Below are 17925 nucleotides of genomic sequence, written 5' to 3'. Positions count from 1 at the left end.
TGCTTAGGCACTTGCTATGTCGGCACCGAGCGATGCCATGGCTGACGCAAACCCCGGGTACGAAGTTTCAACATTCGCCACATCGCAAATTTTCAAAGGCGCGCTTGCCACTAGACCGGCAATGGCAAACGCCATCGCGATTCGGTGGTCGCCGCCACTGTGAACGACGCCCGCGTGCAGCGTGCCACCGTGGATGTCCGCGCCGTCCGCTGTTTCGTCCACACGGATACCCAAGGTGCGCAATCCCTCTGCCATCTTCGCGATGCGATCTGATTCTTTGACGCGCAATTCGGCGGCACCTCGTACGCGTGTGATGCCCTTTGCACAAGCGGCCGCTACAAACAGGATCGGAAACTCATCAATCATGTCCGGCACGTGGACCTCCGGTACGTCAATGCCGTGTAGCGGCGAGGCGTGAATCTCGATATCGCAGCATTCACCCCCGCCAGACACGGGCACGACTTCAATTTTTGCACCCATCATTCGCAGCACATCGAGCAAGCCCGTGCGACGCGGATGCATCCCGACTGCCTGCAATCGGACATGGCTACCGGGCACGAGCAGCGCAGCGACCAGCGAAAACGCGGCAGATGAAAAATCACCCGGCACATCGACATTCGTCGCCTTCAAGGGCACACCACCACGAATGCGAGCGTAGCCTGGTTTGAATGCGATTTCGGCGCCCATCGCCGCCAGCATGGTCTCCGTGTAGTCACGGGTCGGCGCGACTTCGATGACTTCTGTCTCGCCTTCGGCATACAGGCCTGCAAGCAATAGTGCGGATTTCACCTGCGCACTTGCGACCTGCGCTTCATATCGAATGCCACGGAGTTGTTGCACAGGTCGAATTTGAATCGGCGACGTGCCCGTTGCAGACAGTTGAATATCTGCACCCATCTCACGAAGTGGCTGCGCGACACGCTGCATGGGCCGTGTTGACAGCGAGTCATCGCCAATCAACGTGCTTGCAAACGCCTGGCCCGATAGCACGCCGCTCAACAGGCGCATGGCCGTGCCTGAGTTTCCACAATCCAAGGGCAGCTCGGACGCATGTAAGCCGTTCAAACCAACGCCATGAATAACGCGTTCGCCATAAGCGGGTGTAGAGATATCCACGCCAAGTTGCTGCATCACCCGCGCAGTCGCACGCGTGTCTTCAGCTTCCAAGAAGCCTTTGACATGCGAAGTGCCATGCGCCAAGGCCGCAAACATGACCGCTCGATGCGAAACGGATTTATCGCCGGGAATACGCAAGGCACCAGAAAGCGGACGCGTATTGGGCTGCGTGTGCCAGGCACGCGGTGTCGACGCAGGATCAGCCATGTCGCCGTTGAAACTCCTGCATGAAATCGCAGAGCGCGTGCACGTCAGCCAATGGAATTGCGTTGTAGAGGGAGGCACGCATGCCGCCGACAGCCTTGTGCCCTTTCAGGCCAATCATGTTGGCGCGCTCACTTTCCTCAAGAAAAACCGCATCCAACGCTGAATCATGCAGCACAAAAGGCACATTCATTCGTGAACGACACGACGCTTCAATTGGATTGGTATAGAAGCCGGAGGACTGATCAATCGTTGAATACAGGGCCGCAGACTTTTCGAGATTGCTTTGCTCGAAAGTACGCGTGCCGCCTTCGTTCAACATCCAACGAATACACAGACCCAACACATACCAATTCAAGGTGGGCGGCGTGTTGAGCATTGAACCTTGTGCCGCATGAGACGCGAACTTGAAGATGTCCGGCCGCGGCATACCTTCGCGTGCCAACAGTGCACGATCAACAACGGTCAAGGTGATGCCTGACGGTCCCAAGTTTTTTTGGGCGCCGGCGTAGGCCAGCCCAATCTTGGAAAAGTCCATGGGTCTTGACGCAATGTTTGAACTGAGATCGGCCACCACGGGCGTGCCATCTGACTCAGGCAAATCAAATACTTCAACACCGTGAATGGTTTCGTTCCCGGTGACATGGAAGTACGCCGCGTCAGGGTGCCTGCGCCACTCGGACACGGGCGGCAAACGGGTGAATGCATGCCCTTCCGCACTCGCCACTTCATTCACGCTGCAAATCGCAGCGGCTTGCTTGATCGCTACTTTGCTCCAATGGCCGGTGACCAAATAGTCAGCGACCTCACCTGGGGCACAAAGGTTCATGGGTATCAGGGCTTGCTGCGTGGTTGCGCCGCCCGAAAGAAACAACACGGCATGCGAGTCCGGCACTTCAAGCAAGGCCCGTGCATCGGCCTCAATTTCTTCGGCCAAGGCCATAAACGGCTTACCACGGTGGCTCAACTCAGCGACCGAGGCACCCGTGCCACGCCAATCAAGGAGTTCATCGCGCAATTGCAGCAAAACCGGCAAAGGCAACTGCGCAGGGCCGGCACTGAAATTCAAACTACGCACGACACGCCCACCTGCTCATGCACCGAACCAGAGCACCGCCAGCAAGACCAAGGCGATGAACACGGCCGACAACAAGATCCATAAGAAAGACCAGTTTTCGGAGTGCTTTGCTTGCGGTTCGGGCGACTCAACGGCATCCATCTCCGGTAAAGGTGCGCGCGATGCACGGGTGCGCGGAGATTCAACAATCAGGCGCTGCCCACCTGGCAAACGGAGTTGATCACCGGAACGCAACAATGCCTCAGTCACCGGCAAGCCATTCACCTCGAACGTCCCCGTCTCTGGCGACGCCTGCACGAAAATACATTCCCCTGCATCGAGCATGCGCAAACCACTTTGCGCCGCCAAATCAATCACAGGGCAATAGGAATCTCGCGCGGACACCGGCAACGCTTGACCATGTAAGGGGCCGCCGACGCCGCGCAACACCGGGTGCGGCACAACAGGCAACACATCCAAATCAATGCCGGCATCGCTGTCAGCCGCGTCACCTGAAACAGACTCACGCGTGAGCACGATTTCCATGCCTTCCACGTGCAGGCTGTCACCTACGTGCAGGCACGCCAGACTTTGCACGGGCCGACCATTGACGTGGACACCCCAAACACCCTCAGAAACCGTCATCCAAATGCCACGGCGATCGACAACAATGCGAATAAAGGCATCTTGATCGGGCTGCACAACCGCGATGCCGCGGTCAAAATCAGGGTCGCGCCCAAGACCTGTCGCACCCGGCTGCAAGGCAAGATCGACGTGCTCGTGATTGGGAAAGTGGAGTCGGACGGAGTTCACGTTTTTGATTGTAGCCTGTGGCACCATTCAGCCATGTTTTTTACGCTTTGAAATATACATGTCACACATCCATTTGCGACACGCACACACATTCGACGATGCGAAAGCACGTGCCGCGATCGACGAAATCGCTCAGAAGCTCGCCGACAAGCTCGGTGTGGTCACGCAGTGGGAAGGCAATGCGCTCAATTTCCAGCGTAGTGGCGTGCAGGGCAAAATCATCATGCACCCGGGCGAACTTGAAATCGATGCCAAACTCGGCATGCTCTTTTCCGCTATGAAAAGCACCGTTGAAAGCGAGCTAAAGCGCATCCTAAAAGACAAATTCTGAGCGTAGGTGACAGTTCCCGGATTTGCCGTTAAAATGGCCGGCTCGGGCGGTTAGCTCAGCGGTAGAGCATTGCCTTCACACGGCAAGGGTCACAGGTTCGATCCCTGTACCGCCCACCAGACAATAAGCCGGCATTTTGCCGGTTTTTTTGTGCCTCACGCTCAGGCGAGAATGCGTTGCATTTCGTCACCCTCGCGGCGAATTGACTAGACTGGCCGTCTACACGCCAGAGGACACGCCATGAACTTGAATGACGATGATCGCAAGGCCGCCATTGCGGCGCTGAACAAGATCCTCGAGACCGAACTCGCAGGTGTCGTCCGCTACACGCACTATTCGCTCATGATCTATGGCTATGGCCGTATTCCGATCGTTTCTTGGATGAAAGCAAACGCCGAAGAAGGTCTGGTGCACGCCCATCGCGCAGGTGAAATGGTCACCTTGCTGGGCGGTCACCCGTCTTTGAAGATCGGTCAGTTGTTGGAGTCGGAACGCCACGACATTGGCGACATTTTGCGTGAAAGCTTGAGCCACGAAAATGCATCGCTTGCCGCCTACTACGACCTGCTGAAATTGGTCGAAGGCAAGTCTGTGTTGCTCGAAGAATATGCGCGTGAACTGATCGTGCACGAAGAGCAGCACATGGATGAAGTCAACAAGATGCTGCGCAAGCCCGGTGAGATTGCGCCGTTTCATGATTGAGTGAGGTTCGCCTCACCACTCGGTGCGTAGTGGCAGCAATGCCCTCAACTCGGCGTCGGTCAAGTTTCGCCATTGCCCTGGTTTCAAATGGCCTAACTTGACCGTGCCGATGCGCATCCGCACCAGCTGCTTCACGCGATAGCCAAAATGTGAAGCCATCAAGCGAATCTGTCGGTTCAAGCCTTGCACAAGGGTGATTTTGAAGCCCACTGCGCCAAGCTTGGCGGTTTTGCATGGCAAGGTCATCTGACCGTGCACCGGTACGCCTTTCGCCATTGAGCGTAGGAAGATTTCAGTCACCGTCTTATTGGTGCCGACCCAATACTCTTTTTCGAGTTTGTTCTCGGCGCGAAGAATTTCGTTCACGATGTCACCGTTGCTGGTGAGCAAGATCAAGCCTTCTGAATCTTTGTCGAGACGTCCGATCGGAAAAATGCGCTGGTCGTGATCGACAAAATCCACGATGTTGCCTTTCACGGATTCGTCGGTTGTACAGGTCACACCCACGGGTTTGTAGAGCGCGATGTAAACGTGCTTGCGCTGGCCTTTGGCGGCGCTACGCGCAACCAATTTTTCGCCATCCAAGCGGATGTCGTCGCCCTCTTGCACTTCGTCGCCCACACGGGCGCGCGTACCGTTAATGGTCAATCGACCCGCACTGATGAGCCGATCCGCCTCGCGGCGTGAACAGAATCCGGTATCACTGATGTATTTGCTGAGGCGCATGAACTTCCTGCCGAGTCAAAACGATGCGGCACGAAGGCCGAACAAGCTAGACTGCGATGAATCCCTCGCAAATTGACACGATGCACGGAAAAGCAGACGCAGGCCTGACCCCCGCATTATCGCAGGCTTTACAAGAAGCCATGGCCCAAGTGAACCAAGTCGTGCTGGGCAAAGTGCTCGAAGTGCGACTTGCATTTACCGCACTGCTCGCCGACGGGCATTTGCTGATTGAAGATTTGCCGGGCTTGGGCAAAACCACACTTGCCCATGCGCTCGCCTCCAGCCTGGGCTTGGGCTTCCAACGCGTCCAGTTCACCTCGGACTTGTTGCCCGCTGACGTCGTGGGCGTTTCCATCTACGACACCCATGCGAACCGCTTTGAATTCCACAAAGGTCCGGTATTCACCAATGTGCTGCTGGCAGATGAAGTGAACCGCGCACCGCCGCGCACCCAGAGCGCGTTGCTCGAAGCCATGGCCGAACATCAAGTGACCGTCGATGGGGAAACGCATCCGCTGCCGGAACCCTTCTTTGTTATCGCTACGCAAAACCCGGTCGACTTGGTCGGCACCTATCCATTGCCGGACTCGCAATTGGATCGCTTCTTGTTGCGCATTTCGATGGGCTACCCGGGCGAACAGGCCGAACGTGAACTCTTGTCTGGCGTGGATCGCCGCACCTTGCTGCAATCTGCGCGTGCCATTCTGACGCCGGCGATGCTGAGCGAATTGCGCGAGGCCGTTGACCGCGTACACGTCAGCGAAGCATTGGTGAGCTATGTGCAGGCTTTGCTTGCACGCAGCCGCAATCATCCGGGTGTTCGTGTGGGCCTCTCACCGCGTGCCGGCATTGCATTGCTTCGCGCTGCGCGTGCGCATGCCTTGTTGTTAGGTCGCGATCACGCGAGACCGGAAGACATCCAGCAGCTCTTTGTGCACGTCGCTGGGCATCGATTGATGTCGAATGGAGATGCTAAGGAGGCGCGCAGTCTCGCTCAATCGGTCATGCTTGCCGTGCCTGTGGACTAATGATGTTCAAGCGGTCTCGCAAACCCTTGTGGTTGAGGCTGGAACGATTCATCCGCCGCGATCGAATCGATGCACTCCCCGTCCTCATCGATCGACGTCGGGTGTATGTCTTGCCGACAAAATTTGGTCTGTTCTTCTCGGCCGTCGTTTTCGTCATGGCCGGGGGCGCGTTGAACTACAACAACAACCCTGCGCTATTGCTCGCCTTGATGTTGGGCACGGCTGGGCTCGCCGGCCTCCTCACAGGTCATTTGCAACTCTCAGGGCTGACCCTCCGTAGTCTCCACGCAGATCCGGTACATGCGGGCGACGACGCGACTTTGCGACTTTCTTTCAATGCCGTGGATGCACGCCCACGCACCGGCGTGATGATCGGGATTGAAGACACCACAACGATGTTAATGATGCCCGCATCAACCGACAGCGTTGCAGAGATTCGATTGCCAATGGCGCATCGGGGCTGGCACGAAATTGATCGCATCAGCATTTGGACGACGCGTCCGATGGGGCTCGCACATACCTGGAGTTGGCTGTACCCGGTTTACGGTTGGATTGTTTATCCGGAACTGGAAGAGAACGGCCCGCCCTTGCCCGAAGCGACCGCGGATGCATCGCGCATGCGCGCTGCGCAAGGGGGTGACGATGTGCATCAACTCCGTGCATACAGACACGGTGACCCTATGCGTTCTATTGCATGGAAAGCATCGGCAAAAAGCGGTGCACTGTTAGCGCGTGAGTACGAACAAGCCGTTCAAGCCGATGTACTCCTCGCTTGGATGCAGGTGCGTCAGTTGCCGCATGAGCGCGCCATTTCACGATTGGCCCATTGGGTCGTGTTGGCAGACCGAATGGGCCGCCGCTATGCCTTGCAATTGCCAAGTCTCCATGTGGTTGAGGCGAACACCGGCCCCGCGCATCGCGCCGCATGTCTAGAAGCTTTGGCGCGTCTACCCGGAGTACACGCATGACCTTGGACGCGAAAACGCGGCCCTACGTCATGCTTGCCTTGGGCTTGTGCATGTTGCCGCTGATGCTGCAGTTGGAACTGCCGGTTGCGTTGACAATCACCGGCACCGCCCTATTGACGACGATTGCAAGCTGGCGACATCCGCTACCCGCTTTGCTCAAGATCTTGTTGTTGATCATCGTCGTGACGGCGGTATTCATGGTGTATCGAGGCTTCGGCCGCGACACCGGCTGTGCACTGCTGGCCGCGATGCTTGCCATCAAACCTTCTGAAACTTTGACGGTCCGTGACGGGCGCAGCTTGGTGGGTTTCGCCACGTTTGCACCCTTCTCCACGTATTTGTTGGATCAAAGCCCGACTGCGCTGATATTGGGCGCCATTGCGATTGTTGCCGCGATTCTCGTGCTGATGCGTTTGGCCGATCTTGAGAATCACGTGGATTCAGAAGATTGGTCATATCGAGAACCCTTGCGTGCAACAGGCAAATTGTTGCTGACAGGCTTACCTTTGGCGATGGCGGCTTTCTGGCTGTTTCCACGTTTGCCAACGCCCTTGTGGGGCCTTCCCGAGAAATCTGTTTCCAAGGTGGGCTTGGGCGAAACGATGAAGCCCGGCGAATGGAGTCAGTTGCTCATCGACGACACACCCGCGATGCGCGTTCGCTTTCAAGGGGCTCCGCCAAACGCAAGTGATATGTATTGGCGTGGCACGGTGTTCTGGGATTTTGATGGCGTCGAATGGAAACCCGCAGATAAATCGGCCGTCGATACAGCAGGACGCAGCCTGATCAAAACGACTGCGCCGCGCTGGCACTACACCGCCGACGTCGAGCCGACTGATCGCAAAATTCTGCCCTTGCTCGAGTTCAGCACGACCGTGCCCGAAGGCGTTCGAATGAATGCAGATGGCGCGTTGCGCACCGACAACTCCATGACGCAACTCACGCGTTGGCAAGTTGATGCAGCCCCAGCGGCGCAAGATGCGACGCCTCTCTCCAGATTCCAAATGCAACGTGCCTTGCGTCTACCCAATAATTTGAATGGACGCACGCGTGTCTTGGGTGCGCAGTGGCGCACCGAATTGGGCGCAAACGACGAGGCCATTGTTCAACGCGCCCTAGACACCTTCCACAAAGACTTCACGTATTCGTTGACCGTGCCGCAACCCGGATTGCACTGGATCGATGACTTCATGTTTCAAAACAAGATTGGCTTTTGCGAGCACTACAGCACTGCGTTCGTGGTGTTGATGCGCGCGGCCGGTATTCCTGCGCGGGTCGTCACGGGCTATGCCGGCGGCTTCTACAACAAGACCGGTGACTACTGGTTGATTCGAAATTCGGACGCGCACGCATGGGCGGAGGTGTGGTTGCGCGGCCGCGGATGGACACGTGTTGATCCCACCGCCGCGGTGGCCGCTGCCAATATTTACGACACCTTGGAAGAACGCGCACCAGGGCGAATTGGCTCGTTTGCGGGCTTACAAAAGCTTTGGGAAGTCAGCGACACTATGCGTCGCGGTTGGAACGATTTTGTTCTGGGCTTTGACTCGAAGCGCCAAGCAAGCATGTTCAAGCGCTTCGGTATCGACAAAGTGGACAGCAGCACCCTGATTGCGCTGTTCGTACTTGCCGTCGGAATTGCGATGGCGTGGATGGTTGTGCTTCTGCGACGTGGCGAACGCATTGCCGACCCGTTGCTGCGTGCGTGGCATCAACTCAGCAAACGCTATTCGAAACACGGCTTAGGCAGAGCACCGCATGAACCGGTGTCCGCATGGGTGGATCGCATTGCCAAAGCACGGCCGGCAGATGCAGTTGCCATGCTCGGGCTGGCAAGTCGCTTCAGTGACGTGCGCTACGCCCAAGGGGAAACCGCTGCAAGCATCAAACAACTCATTCGAGACATTCGACGCATTCGACCTTAAGCGCCGAAATGTCCCAAGGGGGCACCGGCCAACACGTGCAAATGGATCTGAAACACGGTTTGCCCCGCGTCCTCATTGCAGTTCATGACAATTCGGTAGCCGCGCTCTGCGAAGCCTTCCTTCTTTGCGTAGGCTGCCGCCGCTGTTGCTAAGCGGCCGACAATTTCTGGCGAATCAAATGGCACGTCGTTCAACGTGGCGAAATCTTGCTTCGGTACGAACAGCACGTGGACCGGTGCTTGCGGCGCAATGTCACGAAATGCAAAAACGTGGTCGTCCTCGTAAACAATCTCGGACGGAATTTCGCGGCGCTTGATCTTGTGAAAAATAGTTTCGCTCATGGCGTCCTCAGCTCATTTCAATTCGGCTACCGAAGGCATGCGCCAAGGTGCCGCGATCGACATACTCAAGTTCGCCGCCCAGTGGCACCCCATGCGCCAAGCGGCTCGGCTTAACCGATTTGTTTCGCGCGAGTTGCGCGAGGTAGTGTGCTGTTGCTTCACCTTCCACGGTTGGGTTGGTGGCGATGATCATTTCTGTGATCTCACCTTCTGCCAACCGTGCAACCAGTTGATCCATTCCCAGTTCATTGGGGCCGATGCCATCCAAAGGACTCAACCGGCCCTGCAAGATGAAATACAAGCCGCGATAACCTGTGGCTTGTTCCAAGGCCATCCGGTCTGCAGGGGATTCCAGTACGCAAAGCAACTGCGCATCACGCGCAGCGCTGCTACAAATGGCGCAGACCTCGGTCTCGCTGAAATCCCGGCAGCGTTTGCAATGCCCGATCTTTTCGACGGACTCTGAGAGCACCTCAGACAATCGCTTCGCGCCATCGCGCTCACGCTCCAGCACGTGATACGCCATGCGCTGTGCCGTTTTTTGACCGACGCCCGGCAAGATGCGGAACGCGTCGATCAATTGTTCGAGCAAAGGTGTTGACATCGAATCAGAACGGCAGCTTCATGCCTGCCGGCAGACCCATACCTTGCGTCGCGGCACTCATCCGTTCTTGCGCTGCGGCGTTCGCCTTGTTCACTGCATCGTTCATCGCAGCGGCCAAGAGATCTTCAAGCATTTCGATGTCTGACACGGTTGTCGGATCGATGCGCACCTTGCGGCACTCCATGCGACCCGTAAGTGTGACTTCAACCATGCCGCCGCCGGCTTGACCCGTCACCTCTACATTGCCCAACTCGTTTTGCGCACGTTGCATGTTCTCTTGCATGGCCTGTGCTTGTTGCATCAATTGCGCGATATTGCCTCGCATGAATGACTCCTACTCGTTAATCGGTTGAATTGAATCCGGCACGATCTGCCCGCCTTCTGCCAGCAATGTGCTGACGAAGGGGTCATCACGGAACGCCTGTTCCGCTGCGCTCAAGCGTTCGTTGTGTACTTTTTCGTCTTGGGCACGCACCGTGGTGCCCTTGACCTCTTCTTGCAATTCGACAGAGATGACCGGCACATAGCCCAATATCGGGGTGAGCTTTTCTTCCAGTGCGCGCAAAGTGTTTGGACGCGCCATGTGTTGCATGGCCTGCGGCAAACCTAAAACAATCTGGGCGCCCTTCTGCGACAACAAGGCTGCATTGATGGCCAACTGCCCGATCAATGCAGAGAGGTTTGCGTTACGCACCATCGCTGCCCAGTCTTCGTGATTCATCGGCACGATGTTGCTTGGTGTAGACGTCGGGCGTACGGGTGCTGGCGCCGGTGTTGGCGCAGCGACGTGTGGCTTTTGAGCCTTCGGCGCCGCCGCAGGTGCGGATGCGCTCGGCACTTCTGCGCGCGGCTGTGGCTTAAGCGAAGGCGTGTCAGATGTTGATGCACTCACCGCCTGCTGTTGCGACGGACGAAACGCCAACATCCGCAATAGCGTCATCTCAAAACCGGTGCGCATTGTCGGTGCGTTTTCCAAATCGCGCTTACCGTTCAATGCAAACTGATACCAAAGCTGCACAAGCTCAGGTGGAATGGCTTTTGCAAATCGCGCCAAAGTTTCAGATGTGTCATCTACCAGCGCCTCGGGCACCAGTTGCTTGACCTGAATTCGGTGCAAGGTTTTCGCCATGGCTTCGAGCACGGCTGACCAATCTGGCGAGAAATCAGCCAACGCGGCAATCTCTGCCATCAGCTGTTGACCGTCCTGTTCTGTCAACGCATCCAACAAGGTATCAACGCGCGTGCGGTCAACGGTGCCCAACATTTTTGCGACTGCGGCATCTTCAAGCTTTCCGCCGGTGTAAGCGATCGCTTGGTCGAGCAATGACAAACCATCGCGCAGTGAACCATCCGCTGCGTCGCTCAGCTGCGCAATGGCTTCTGGTTCGAACGCAATGCCTTCCGCTTGAAGAATGCGAGACATTTGCCCTTCGATTTGATCGAGTTCGAGCCGTTTCAGATTGAACTGCAAACAGCGCGATAGAACAGTGACCGGCAACTTCTGCGGATCTGTGGTGGCAAGTAAGAACTTCACATGCCCCGGCGGCTCTTCAAGCGTCTTCAACAATGCGTTGAACGCATTGCGGGTGAGCATGTGAACTTCGTCGATGAGGTAAACCTTCACCCGACCGCGAGACGGCATGTACTGCGCGTTGTCGATCAACTCACGCACATCGTCGACACCGGTATTGCTGGCGGCGTCGATTTCGAGCAAGTCGATGTAGCGACCCGCATCAATGTCTTTACAGGTCGAACATTCGCCGCAGGGTTCTGTTGACGTACCGTTCTCGCAATTAAGTGACTTTGCGAAAATGCGGGCAATGGTGGTTTTACCCACCCCACGCGTCCCCGTGAACAGGAAGGCATGGTGAACGCGGCCGGTCTCCAAGGCATTGGTCAAAGCACGGACGACATGCTCTTGACCGACCAATTCACTGAAGCGACGTGGGCGCCATTTGCGCGCGAGAACGAGATAGCTCATGAAGCCATTTTGACACGCCAGAGCTGAGCGATTGCAAAGAATCGAGCAAGCTGCGAACGTAAGTGAATCCTATGAAAGATACGTACAAATGAATCAATCCCTACGTACTGCACTCTCACTGGCCGTTTGCGTCACGTTGTCTGCCTGCGCCCAAGCCTCACCGGAGGCAGCAACCACCCAAACCACACCTGCATCGACCACAGCGCCAGCAGCGGCGGCCAACGCGGATGCGCCTGGATTTACGGCGACATCTGAGGTTTCGGGCCTGCATGCGACTGCGCTTGGCACTTTGCCAGCCGCAAAAGGGGCAAAAGCCTTCAGCGAGGGCCACTTTTGCAGCTTTATCTCAAAACGACCTGAAACAGCCGGCGGAAAAGATGCCGCGAGTAAAGGGTGGACCATCACCAGTGAGGTCAAATCGGGCGAACTGACGAGTGTCGGCATTTTCAGCCGTGGCGAAGAAGGAACCAGCGGCACCTGCATGGTTCAGGACGGCAATATTGCAGTCTACAAAGGGCAGCAGCTGCTTGGCCTTGTGTACGGCGACACACCCGAAGCGGACAGCCTTTCCCCTATTGGCGGCGTCATCAAGACCCAAATAGCCAATCGGGTCCGAATTGGCGACTTCACGCCTGCCAACTACTTGAGCGCCGATATCGAACTTTCTGAGACCGGCATGAAGGTCGTTCCATTGGCCGCATCTGAAAACTACTGTGGCTTGGACGTCCCCAACCTCTATGGCAAAGAAGTGCCGCAAGCCCGCGCGCTGCTGGCTAAATCTGGTTGGAAACCCTCTCCGCCGCGCGAGGAAGGCGACGCCCCACCCTCCGGCCATTTGAGTCAGGAGCCTGAAATCGCCGACTGTAGCGGAACGGGCTATGGGTTCTGCAGCGGCGGCTATGCCCACAAATCAGGCGCATTCCTGAGCTTCACCACGGCCGGAGATGGCCCTGCGACGATCGTCAGCTACGGTGTGAACTGCCCCAACCCGAAATGATTCATTGCTCGAACTGACGCAAGCCCGTAAAATCCTCGGTTCGCAAGCGCTCGCGCCTGCGCAATATCCGGAGAGGTGTCCGAGTGGTTGAAGGAGCACGCCTGGAAAGTGTGTAAGCGTCTAAACCGCGCTTCGGGGGTTCGAATCCCCCTCTCTCCGCCAGATACATAACAAAATCAATAACTTACAATTGAATTTTGTGATTTTCCCAACATCCCGGCCAACAGTGTCGGGATTGTTGTTTGTGCGCTCGAAAAGCTACTGGATCGTGATACGTGTCATCGCACTTGCTCTACCCTAGGCATATGTCGGTTAGTCAAGTCAATGTCAGGGCGCGCACGCTATGCAGCTAAAAACATATCAAGTCAGGAAGTTTCGCAACATTGTCGATTCTGGCCCCATTACTTTGTCAGATGCAGTGACGTGCTTGGTTGGAAAGAACGAGGCAGGAAAGTCAGGGATGCTCGAAGCTCTGTACCTGCTGAAGCCAGCCTACGGTGACATCCCAGAGATTGAAAATCAGTACCCGCGCTGGTTGTATGCAAAGGATCGCCGCGACGGTGACATCAAAGAGAATTGCTTTATCGAAGCAAATTTTGAACTCGATAGCGAAGACATCGATTCGCTCATAAACCGCTTTGGAAAGAACCCCCTGCTAGAGACGACTTTCACAGTCTCCCGCTCCTATGCGAACGAGACGCATTGGGACATAGACGTCAACGAAGAAGTGCTTGTAGAACACCTCACGCGCAACCTATCTGCTACCACGCTGAAGGCGATAAAAAAACCCACATCGCTCACTTCGCTAATTACTTCACTCGTGGATCTTGAAGAAGGCGGAGAGGTTAGCGCAAGCGATGTGGCTGAGGTCGCAGCTCTGACCAAGAGCAATGACTTAGCAGACAAGAATCCAGTCGATTTCATTTACGAAGTTCTCTGGCCGCGCGTACCGACATTCTTCCGATTCACGAACTACAACACGCTTCCCGGTCGAATCGATTTGCACAAACTCGGAGGTGACGACGAAAAGCCCGGCAACAGCGAATTGCAGACCGCAAGAGCGTTGGTTGCGCTCGCAGGCACTACACCGGAACAACTTAGCTCCGATGACTATGAAGACCGGAGAGCGGAACTTGAGGCGGTATCTATTGACTTGACCCGGCAAGTATTCGAGTACTGGAAGCAGAATCCAGATCTTGAAGTTTCAATTGACGTAGATAAGGTTGAGAAACAACACCCGCATCAGAATCAAGGTGTAACAATCGCAGTGCGCTATCTGGAAGTTCGCCTTCGTGATCGCCGGACAAATTACTCGAACAACTTCAGTCAACGCTCGTCCGGATTTCAATGGTTTTTTTCGTTCCTTACCGCGTTTAGTGAGTTTGAGAAAAAGGAATCAACGATAGTGCTCTTGGACGAACCGGCTTTGTCGTTGCATGGTAAAGCGCAAGCTGATTTCCTGCGGTTTATCAACGAACGGCTGGCTCCAAGTTCACAGGTTGTTTATACGACCCACTCTCCTTTTATGGTTGAAATGGGTCACTTGGAACGGGTCCGCGTAGTAGAGGACAAGGGGCCGCCGCAAGGGTCGGTGGTTACCGATGAAGTACTTGCGAACGATCCAGACAGCCTCTTCCCTCTTCAAGCCGCATTGGGCTATGACATTGCACAAAGTCTCTTTGTCGGGCCAAACAATCTTGTAGTGGAGGGGACATCGGACTACATCTATCTCACCACGCTAAGCCGGTTGTGCGGTGCATCTGGCCTTTCCAAACTCGACGAACGCTGGCGCATCCTTCCCAGTGGCGGTGCAACGAACATCCCTACGTTCGTGAGCCTTGTCGGACCGCATCTTGACATCACTGTAGTCGCGGACTCAGACACCCAGGGCATGCAGCGTGTGACTAATATGATTGCCAACAAAATCCTTGACGACCAGCGCTTGATTCAAATTAACCAAGTCACTTCTTCAAAGAGTGCAGACATGGAAGACCTCTTCAGCGACGGAGATTATCTTTCACTCTTTAACGAAACGTTCGGCACAAAGTACAAACTTGCGGACCTGCAAGCAGGTGATCGGATTACCAAGCGGCTTGAAGGAAAACACGGTAAATTTGACCATGGCTCAGTTGCGGAAACACTGCTAAGAGCACATTCCGCAAGAGCTTTCTCCAAAGCCACAATGGATAATTTTGCCGCACTATTCGACAAGGTGAATAGCACAATAAAAGTCTGACTATCAAAAAAAGGTCACTTTGAAGCAACACCCTAATTTGGGGCTCAAGATCAAGCCCCCTAAGACACGTACACATGCCATCGCCGCCCCCCGCGTGACGACTCATCGTCCTTCGGTCTACCATCGGGCGCAGAGTTGCCAGCCGAAAACAATTCCTTGGCAAAGTCGGGTACTGTCGGGTGATCCTGCTCCTCCGTCTCGCAAAGGCATGCACTTTAGTTCACCAGCACGCTAACGTGCGGCATAAATGCATATGGCGGTGCATAGCGCGGCGTGATTCATCTCACTCAATAAATGCGTCAATTCTTGTGGGGCGCGCGCAAGATGCCTTGCGTCGTGCGATTGGCATCGTTTCCGTTACTTTGCCCCATGTAAACACTGTTTCATGTTTCGCTGTGATAGTCGCAGTCCTTGAGACTTGGAAACGGCAATCTGAAATTAAGAGATCGCGACACACGTCTTTTCCCCTCACGGAGCAACGCAATGCCAACCTTTGTTCTCAATTCAAATCCACAACCAAACGGCGACCACGAAGTACATAACTCGACAACTGGCTGTGCATTTATGCCGGCCGTCTCCCACAGAATTGACTTGGGTTGGCATTCCAGCTGCCACGGCGCAGTTGCCGAGGCAAAGCATCGTTACCCAACTTCAAGAATCAATGGCTGCTACTTCTGCGCAAGAAGCTGTCACACAAGTTAGTCTCAGCGAAGAGAAAATGACGAATAAAAGTACTGAAGCCTTGCAATATGTGCATGCTCAATACTGCGAGTTGAATGTTTGACAACGATTAAAGCAAGCCGCATCTGACCTACGTCAACTTTCTCAGGCTTGATATCCACTCAATTGGCAATCTCTTAATCGAGGCAAATTTTCATCACTATCGTTGTTGCGAATTTCACTGGCTAACGAAAAGTTACAAAAAGGCATCAAACGCGCATGCATTTACTTAATACGAGGCAAAAGCTCTTCGCCGAACTCATATTCTTGGTTCGTCCGATATGCGATCATTCCATACGCCAAAACTACACCCTTCCATCCCGGCCCCAATGCGTCAATAGCCAATTGAAGTAGTTCACGAGCTACAGGCCGCACGCTTGAAACATCAACTTCTGCGCCACCCTTATCCTCAAGGTTGTATCTAAAGACATATGGCAGACTAGCTTTCATCGTTCTGAAAAGATCTGAAATGCTCATTTTTGATACAGCGACGGAGATCACGTAGTTTTCTTCGATAGGGTAATGCACGTCGAAAAAGCCGGGATTGGTGTTGTCACGCTGCCTGCCAGGGTCCTTTGGACCGAAGCCCTTGTTGTTCCACATTTCGGGATACTTCTGTTGAAAGAAACCGAGAAGCACCGTTTCGTTTGCCGCTGTGCTCATGCTCTTATCCAAAAGCAACGCCTTATAGCCGACATCCAAGAGATTTATATTTCTGCGACCCGAAAGTTTTATCAGGTGTTGCAATAGTCTTTCTTTAATGTTGACTGCCTTTCCAAGGTAGACAGGATCTCCACATAGATGCAAGAGGTATACACCCTGTTTCGAGCGATTCTCTGTTTGAAAGCACTCCAATTGCGCAATGCTCGAATACTCCAGGCGCGAAACAGATAACGATTCCAGCTCCTTGCTCAATTGCTCCGAGACAGTATTGAGAAAGTCAAAACTGTAAATTGCGTGCATTAATTTTTCGCCTCGGCTCTCAATGTTTTTGCCACGCTTTTGGCAACAACCATCGCCAATTCGACTGGCACAGCGTTTCCGAGCTGCCGCATCGCCTCTGACCATGCGCCTTCAAAATGCCAAGTGTCTGGAAACGTTTGTATGCGACCAGCCTCTCGCACAGTGAAGTAGCGATAGGATCCATCTGGAAAAGCAATCATGTTTTCACCGCCCGGTACGCCATGCGCGCCTGCCTTTAGAGTCTTGCTGGGACCATCGATTGGGCTCCCCGTATGGCCCGCATATGGTCGCGCGCCATTTTGTAGACGATGATTGAAGTACGTTCCGTCATCATCCCTATTCGTGAAGGGTTTCGGAAGATCAGCAATAGCTTCGCGCACGGTGCGCCAAGGCTTAAATATCCCAGCATCCCGTTTGATCACATTCAATCGCGAAGCGGAGATTTGCGCGACAACTCTTTTTCGCAACCCGATTCTGCGCCAGTAGTCTCCGGACACAATTTGATCAAAAAGAAGCTGATTCTGAGAATGCGTTGGTTCGGGAAAGCTCCAGTGCGCATCAATATCAGATCTAAATCCGACGATGAATACTCTCTCGCGAGACTGAGGAACGCCAAAATTTGCTGCATTCAGTACATGGTGCACTACACTATAGCTAAGGCCTGACTTTCTAGGACTCGAAGTATGGTGCTGATGTAAACGTGCCAGATGTGTGTTCCAACACTCACCCTTTTTGCGGACAATTTCGGGGTATGAAAGTTGAAGAAGTGAGAACTGGAAATAGGATGAAAAAGCTTCTCGCGTTAGACCTCTAACGTTCTCCATAATAAATGCACGAGGCGCAGTCTCACGGACCGCTCGAATAAAATGCGGAATCATATCCCGCTTATCTTCCATTCCTGCATGTCTTCCACCTAAAGAGAATGGCTGACAAGGTGGCCCCCCTGCGACGAGATCAACGCCCGAGAATGATCCAAATTGAATGTCACGAATGTCACTTTGGATGACTTTGTTCGACCAGCCACCTAACCCACTTAATGCACGTCGCTTTGCGTTATGTCTCAAAGTTTCACAAGCATCGTCGTTCCATTCCAATAGCCGCTCATGCCGGAAACCTGCCATATGAGTAGCAAGTGCCAGCCCCCCAGCCCCCGTGAAAAGCTCAACTGAACGAAGAGTTTGGCCAATTGATTGCATAGCATTTAATCTCTTTT

General features: G+C 54.5%; 18 protein-coding genes and 2 tRNA genes. 9 read left to right on the top strand and 11 right to left on the bottom strand.

What is annotated here, in order from left to right:
- Positions 1 to 3: 3 nt before the first annotated feature.
- The 3 genes from aroA to G7069_RS07905 are packed head-to-tail and all read right to left on the bottom strand — an operon-like array spanning position 4 to position 3190.
- On the bottom strand, positions 4 to 1323 hold the full coding sequence (gene aroA, locus G7069_RS07915; protein ID WP_166296090.1) for a 3-phosphoshikimate 1-carboxyvinyltransferase: 1320 nt from the start codon (positions 1321 to 1323) through the stop codon (positions 4 to 6).
- Positions 1316 to 2398, bottom strand: coding sequence for a phosphoserine transaminase (gene serC, locus G7069_RS07910; protein WP_166296087.1), 1083 nt, complete (start codon positions 2396 to 2398; stop codon positions 1316 to 1318). The genes aroA and serC overlap by 8 nt, the downstream gene beginning before the upstream one ends.
- 15 nt (positions 2399 to 2413) lie before the next feature.
- Positions 2414 to 3190, bottom strand: a complete 777-nt coding sequence (locus G7069_RS07905) for a hypothetical protein (RefSeq protein ID WP_166296084.1) — start codon at positions 3188 to 3190, stop codon at positions 2414 to 2416.
- A 58-nt stretch (positions 3191 to 3248) separates the two neighbouring features.
- Between G7069_RS07905 and G7069_RS07900 the strand changes: the two genes are divergently transcribed.
- The 3 genes from G7069_RS07900 to G7069_RS07890 all read left to right on the top strand — a co-directional run bounded on the left by G7069_RS07900 (position 3249) and on the right by G7069_RS07890 (position 4223).
- Positions 3249 to 3521 (top strand): polyhydroxyalkanoic acid system family protein, encoded by a 273-nt coding sequence (locus G7069_RS07900; RefSeq protein ID WP_166296081.1) that lies wholly within the window; start codon positions 3249 to 3251, stop codon positions 3519 to 3521.
- Between the two features lie 44 nt (positions 3522 to 3565).
- Positions 3566 to 3640: transfer RNA gene (locus G7069_RS07895), tRNA-Val, on the top strand.
- Positions 3641 to 3761: 121 nt separating this feature from the next.
- The gene (locus G7069_RS07890; RefSeq protein ID WP_240912523.1) at positions 3762 to 4223 is read left to right on the top strand and encodes a ferritin-like domain-containing protein; all 462 of its coding nucleotides are present in this window, start codon (positions 3762 to 3764) and stop codon (positions 4221 to 4223) included.
- 12 nt (positions 4224 to 4235) lie between these two features.
- Here G7069_RS07890 and G7069_RS07885 read toward each other — a convergent pair whose 3' ends face one another.
- Complete coding sequence (locus tag G7069_RS07885) at positions 4236 to 4949, bottom strand: pseudouridine synthase (RefSeq protein ID WP_166296077.1); 714 nt, start codon at positions 4947 to 4949, stop codon at positions 4236 to 4238.
- 80 nt (positions 4950 to 5029) lie between these two features.
- Between G7069_RS07885 and G7069_RS07880 the strand changes: the two genes are divergently transcribed.
- The 3 genes from G7069_RS07880 to G7069_RS07870 are packed head-to-tail and all read left to right on the top strand — an operon-like array spanning position 5030 to position 8870.
- Positions 5030 to 5977, top strand: coding sequence for an AAA family ATPase (locus G7069_RS07880; protein WP_166297652.1), 948 nt, complete (start codon positions 5030 to 5032; stop codon positions 5975 to 5977).
- A complete protein-coding gene (locus tag G7069_RS07875; RefSeq protein WP_166296074.1) occupies positions 5977 to 6945 on the top strand; it encodes a DUF58 domain-containing protein in 969 nt (322 codons plus the stop codon). The genes G7069_RS07880 and G7069_RS07875 overlap by 1 nt, the downstream gene beginning before the upstream one ends.
- Entirely contained in the window at positions 6942 to 8870 is a 1929-nt protein-coding gene (locus G7069_RS07870; protein WP_166296071.1) for a DUF3488 and transglutaminase-like domain-containing protein, read from the top strand. The genes G7069_RS07875 and G7069_RS07870 overlap by 4 nt, the downstream gene beginning before the upstream one ends.
- On the opposite strand, the gene G7069_RS07865 is transcribed toward G7069_RS07870, so the two are convergent.
- From G7069_RS07865 to G7069_RS07845, 5 genes are all read right to left on the bottom strand, one after another.
- On the bottom strand, positions 8867 to 9211 hold the full coding sequence (locus G7069_RS07865; protein ID WP_166296068.1) for a histidine triad nucleotide-binding protein: 345 nt from the start codon (positions 9209 to 9211) through the stop codon (positions 8867 to 8869). The two genes, G7069_RS07870 and G7069_RS07865, sit on opposite strands and share 4 nt — an antisense overlap.
- A gap of 7 nt (positions 9212 to 9218) precedes the next feature.
- Entirely contained in the window at positions 9219 to 9815 is a 597-nt protein-coding gene (gene recR / locus G7069_RS07860) for a recombination mediator RecR (protein WP_166296065.1), read from the bottom strand.
- 4 nt (positions 9816 to 9819) lie between these two features.
- A complete protein-coding gene (locus tag G7069_RS07855) occupies positions 9820 to 10140 on the bottom strand; it encodes a YbaB/EbfC family nucleoid-associated protein (RefSeq protein WP_166296062.1) in 321 nt (106 codons plus the stop codon).
- Positions 10141 to 10149: 9 nt separating this feature from the next.
- On the bottom strand, positions 10150 to 11796 hold the full coding sequence (gene dnaX, locus G7069_RS07850; protein WP_166296059.1) for a DNA polymerase III subunit gamma/tau: 1647 nt from the start codon (positions 11794 to 11796) through the stop codon (positions 10150 to 10152).
- A 93-nt stretch (positions 11797 to 11889) separates the two neighbouring features.
- Positions 11890 to 12084, bottom strand: coding sequence for a hypothetical protein (locus G7069_RS07845; RefSeq protein WP_166296056.1), 195 nt, complete (start codon positions 12082 to 12084; stop codon positions 11890 to 11892).
- Between the two features lies 1 nt (position 12085).
- On the opposite strand from G7069_RS07845, the gene G7069_RS07840 reads away from it, so the two are divergent.
- The 3 genes from G7069_RS07840 (at position 12086) to G7069_RS07830 (ending at position 15029) form a co-directional block, all read left to right on the top strand.
- Positions 12086 to 12793, top strand: coding sequence for a PASTA domain-containing protein (locus G7069_RS07840; protein WP_166296053.1), 708 nt, complete (start codon positions 12086 to 12088; stop codon positions 12791 to 12793).
- A gap of 69 nt (positions 12794 to 12862) precedes the next feature.
- A tRNA-Ser gene (locus tag G7069_RS07835) sits at positions 12863 to 12955 on the top strand.
- A gap of 298 nt (positions 12956 to 13253) precedes the next feature.
- The gene (locus G7069_RS07830) at positions 13254 to 15029 is read left to right on the top strand and encodes an AAA family ATPase (RefSeq protein WP_240912521.1); all 1776 of its coding nucleotides are present in this window, start codon (positions 13254 to 13256) and stop codon (positions 15027 to 15029) included.
- Positions 15030 to 15974: 945 nt separating this feature from the next.
- Here G7069_RS07830 and G7069_RS07825 read toward each other — a convergent pair.
- Both G7069_RS07825 and G7069_RS07820 read right to left on the bottom strand, forming a co-directional pair.
- Complete coding sequence (locus G7069_RS07825) at positions 15975 to 16712, bottom strand: hypothetical protein (protein WP_166296047.1); 738 nt, start codon at positions 16710 to 16712, stop codon at positions 15975 to 15977.
- Positions 16712 to 17908: a DNA cytosine methyltransferase gene (locus tag G7069_RS07820; protein WP_166296044.1), complete on the bottom strand. Its 1197-nt coding sequence runs from the start codon at positions 17906 to 17908 to the stop codon at positions 16712 to 16714. Before G7069_RS07820 ends, G7069_RS07825 begins: the two co-directional genes overlap by 1 nt.
- Positions 17909 to 17925 lie beyond the last annotated feature (17 nt).

The sequence above is a fragment of the Lysobacter sp. HDW10 genome (assembly GCF_011300685.1).
GTDB lineage: Bacteria > Pseudomonadota > Gammaproteobacteria > Xanthomonadales > Xanthomonadaceae > Solilutibacter.
The sequence above is the reverse complement of the archived record's forward strand: the minus strand, read 5'-3'. Positions and strand labels throughout refer to the sequence as shown.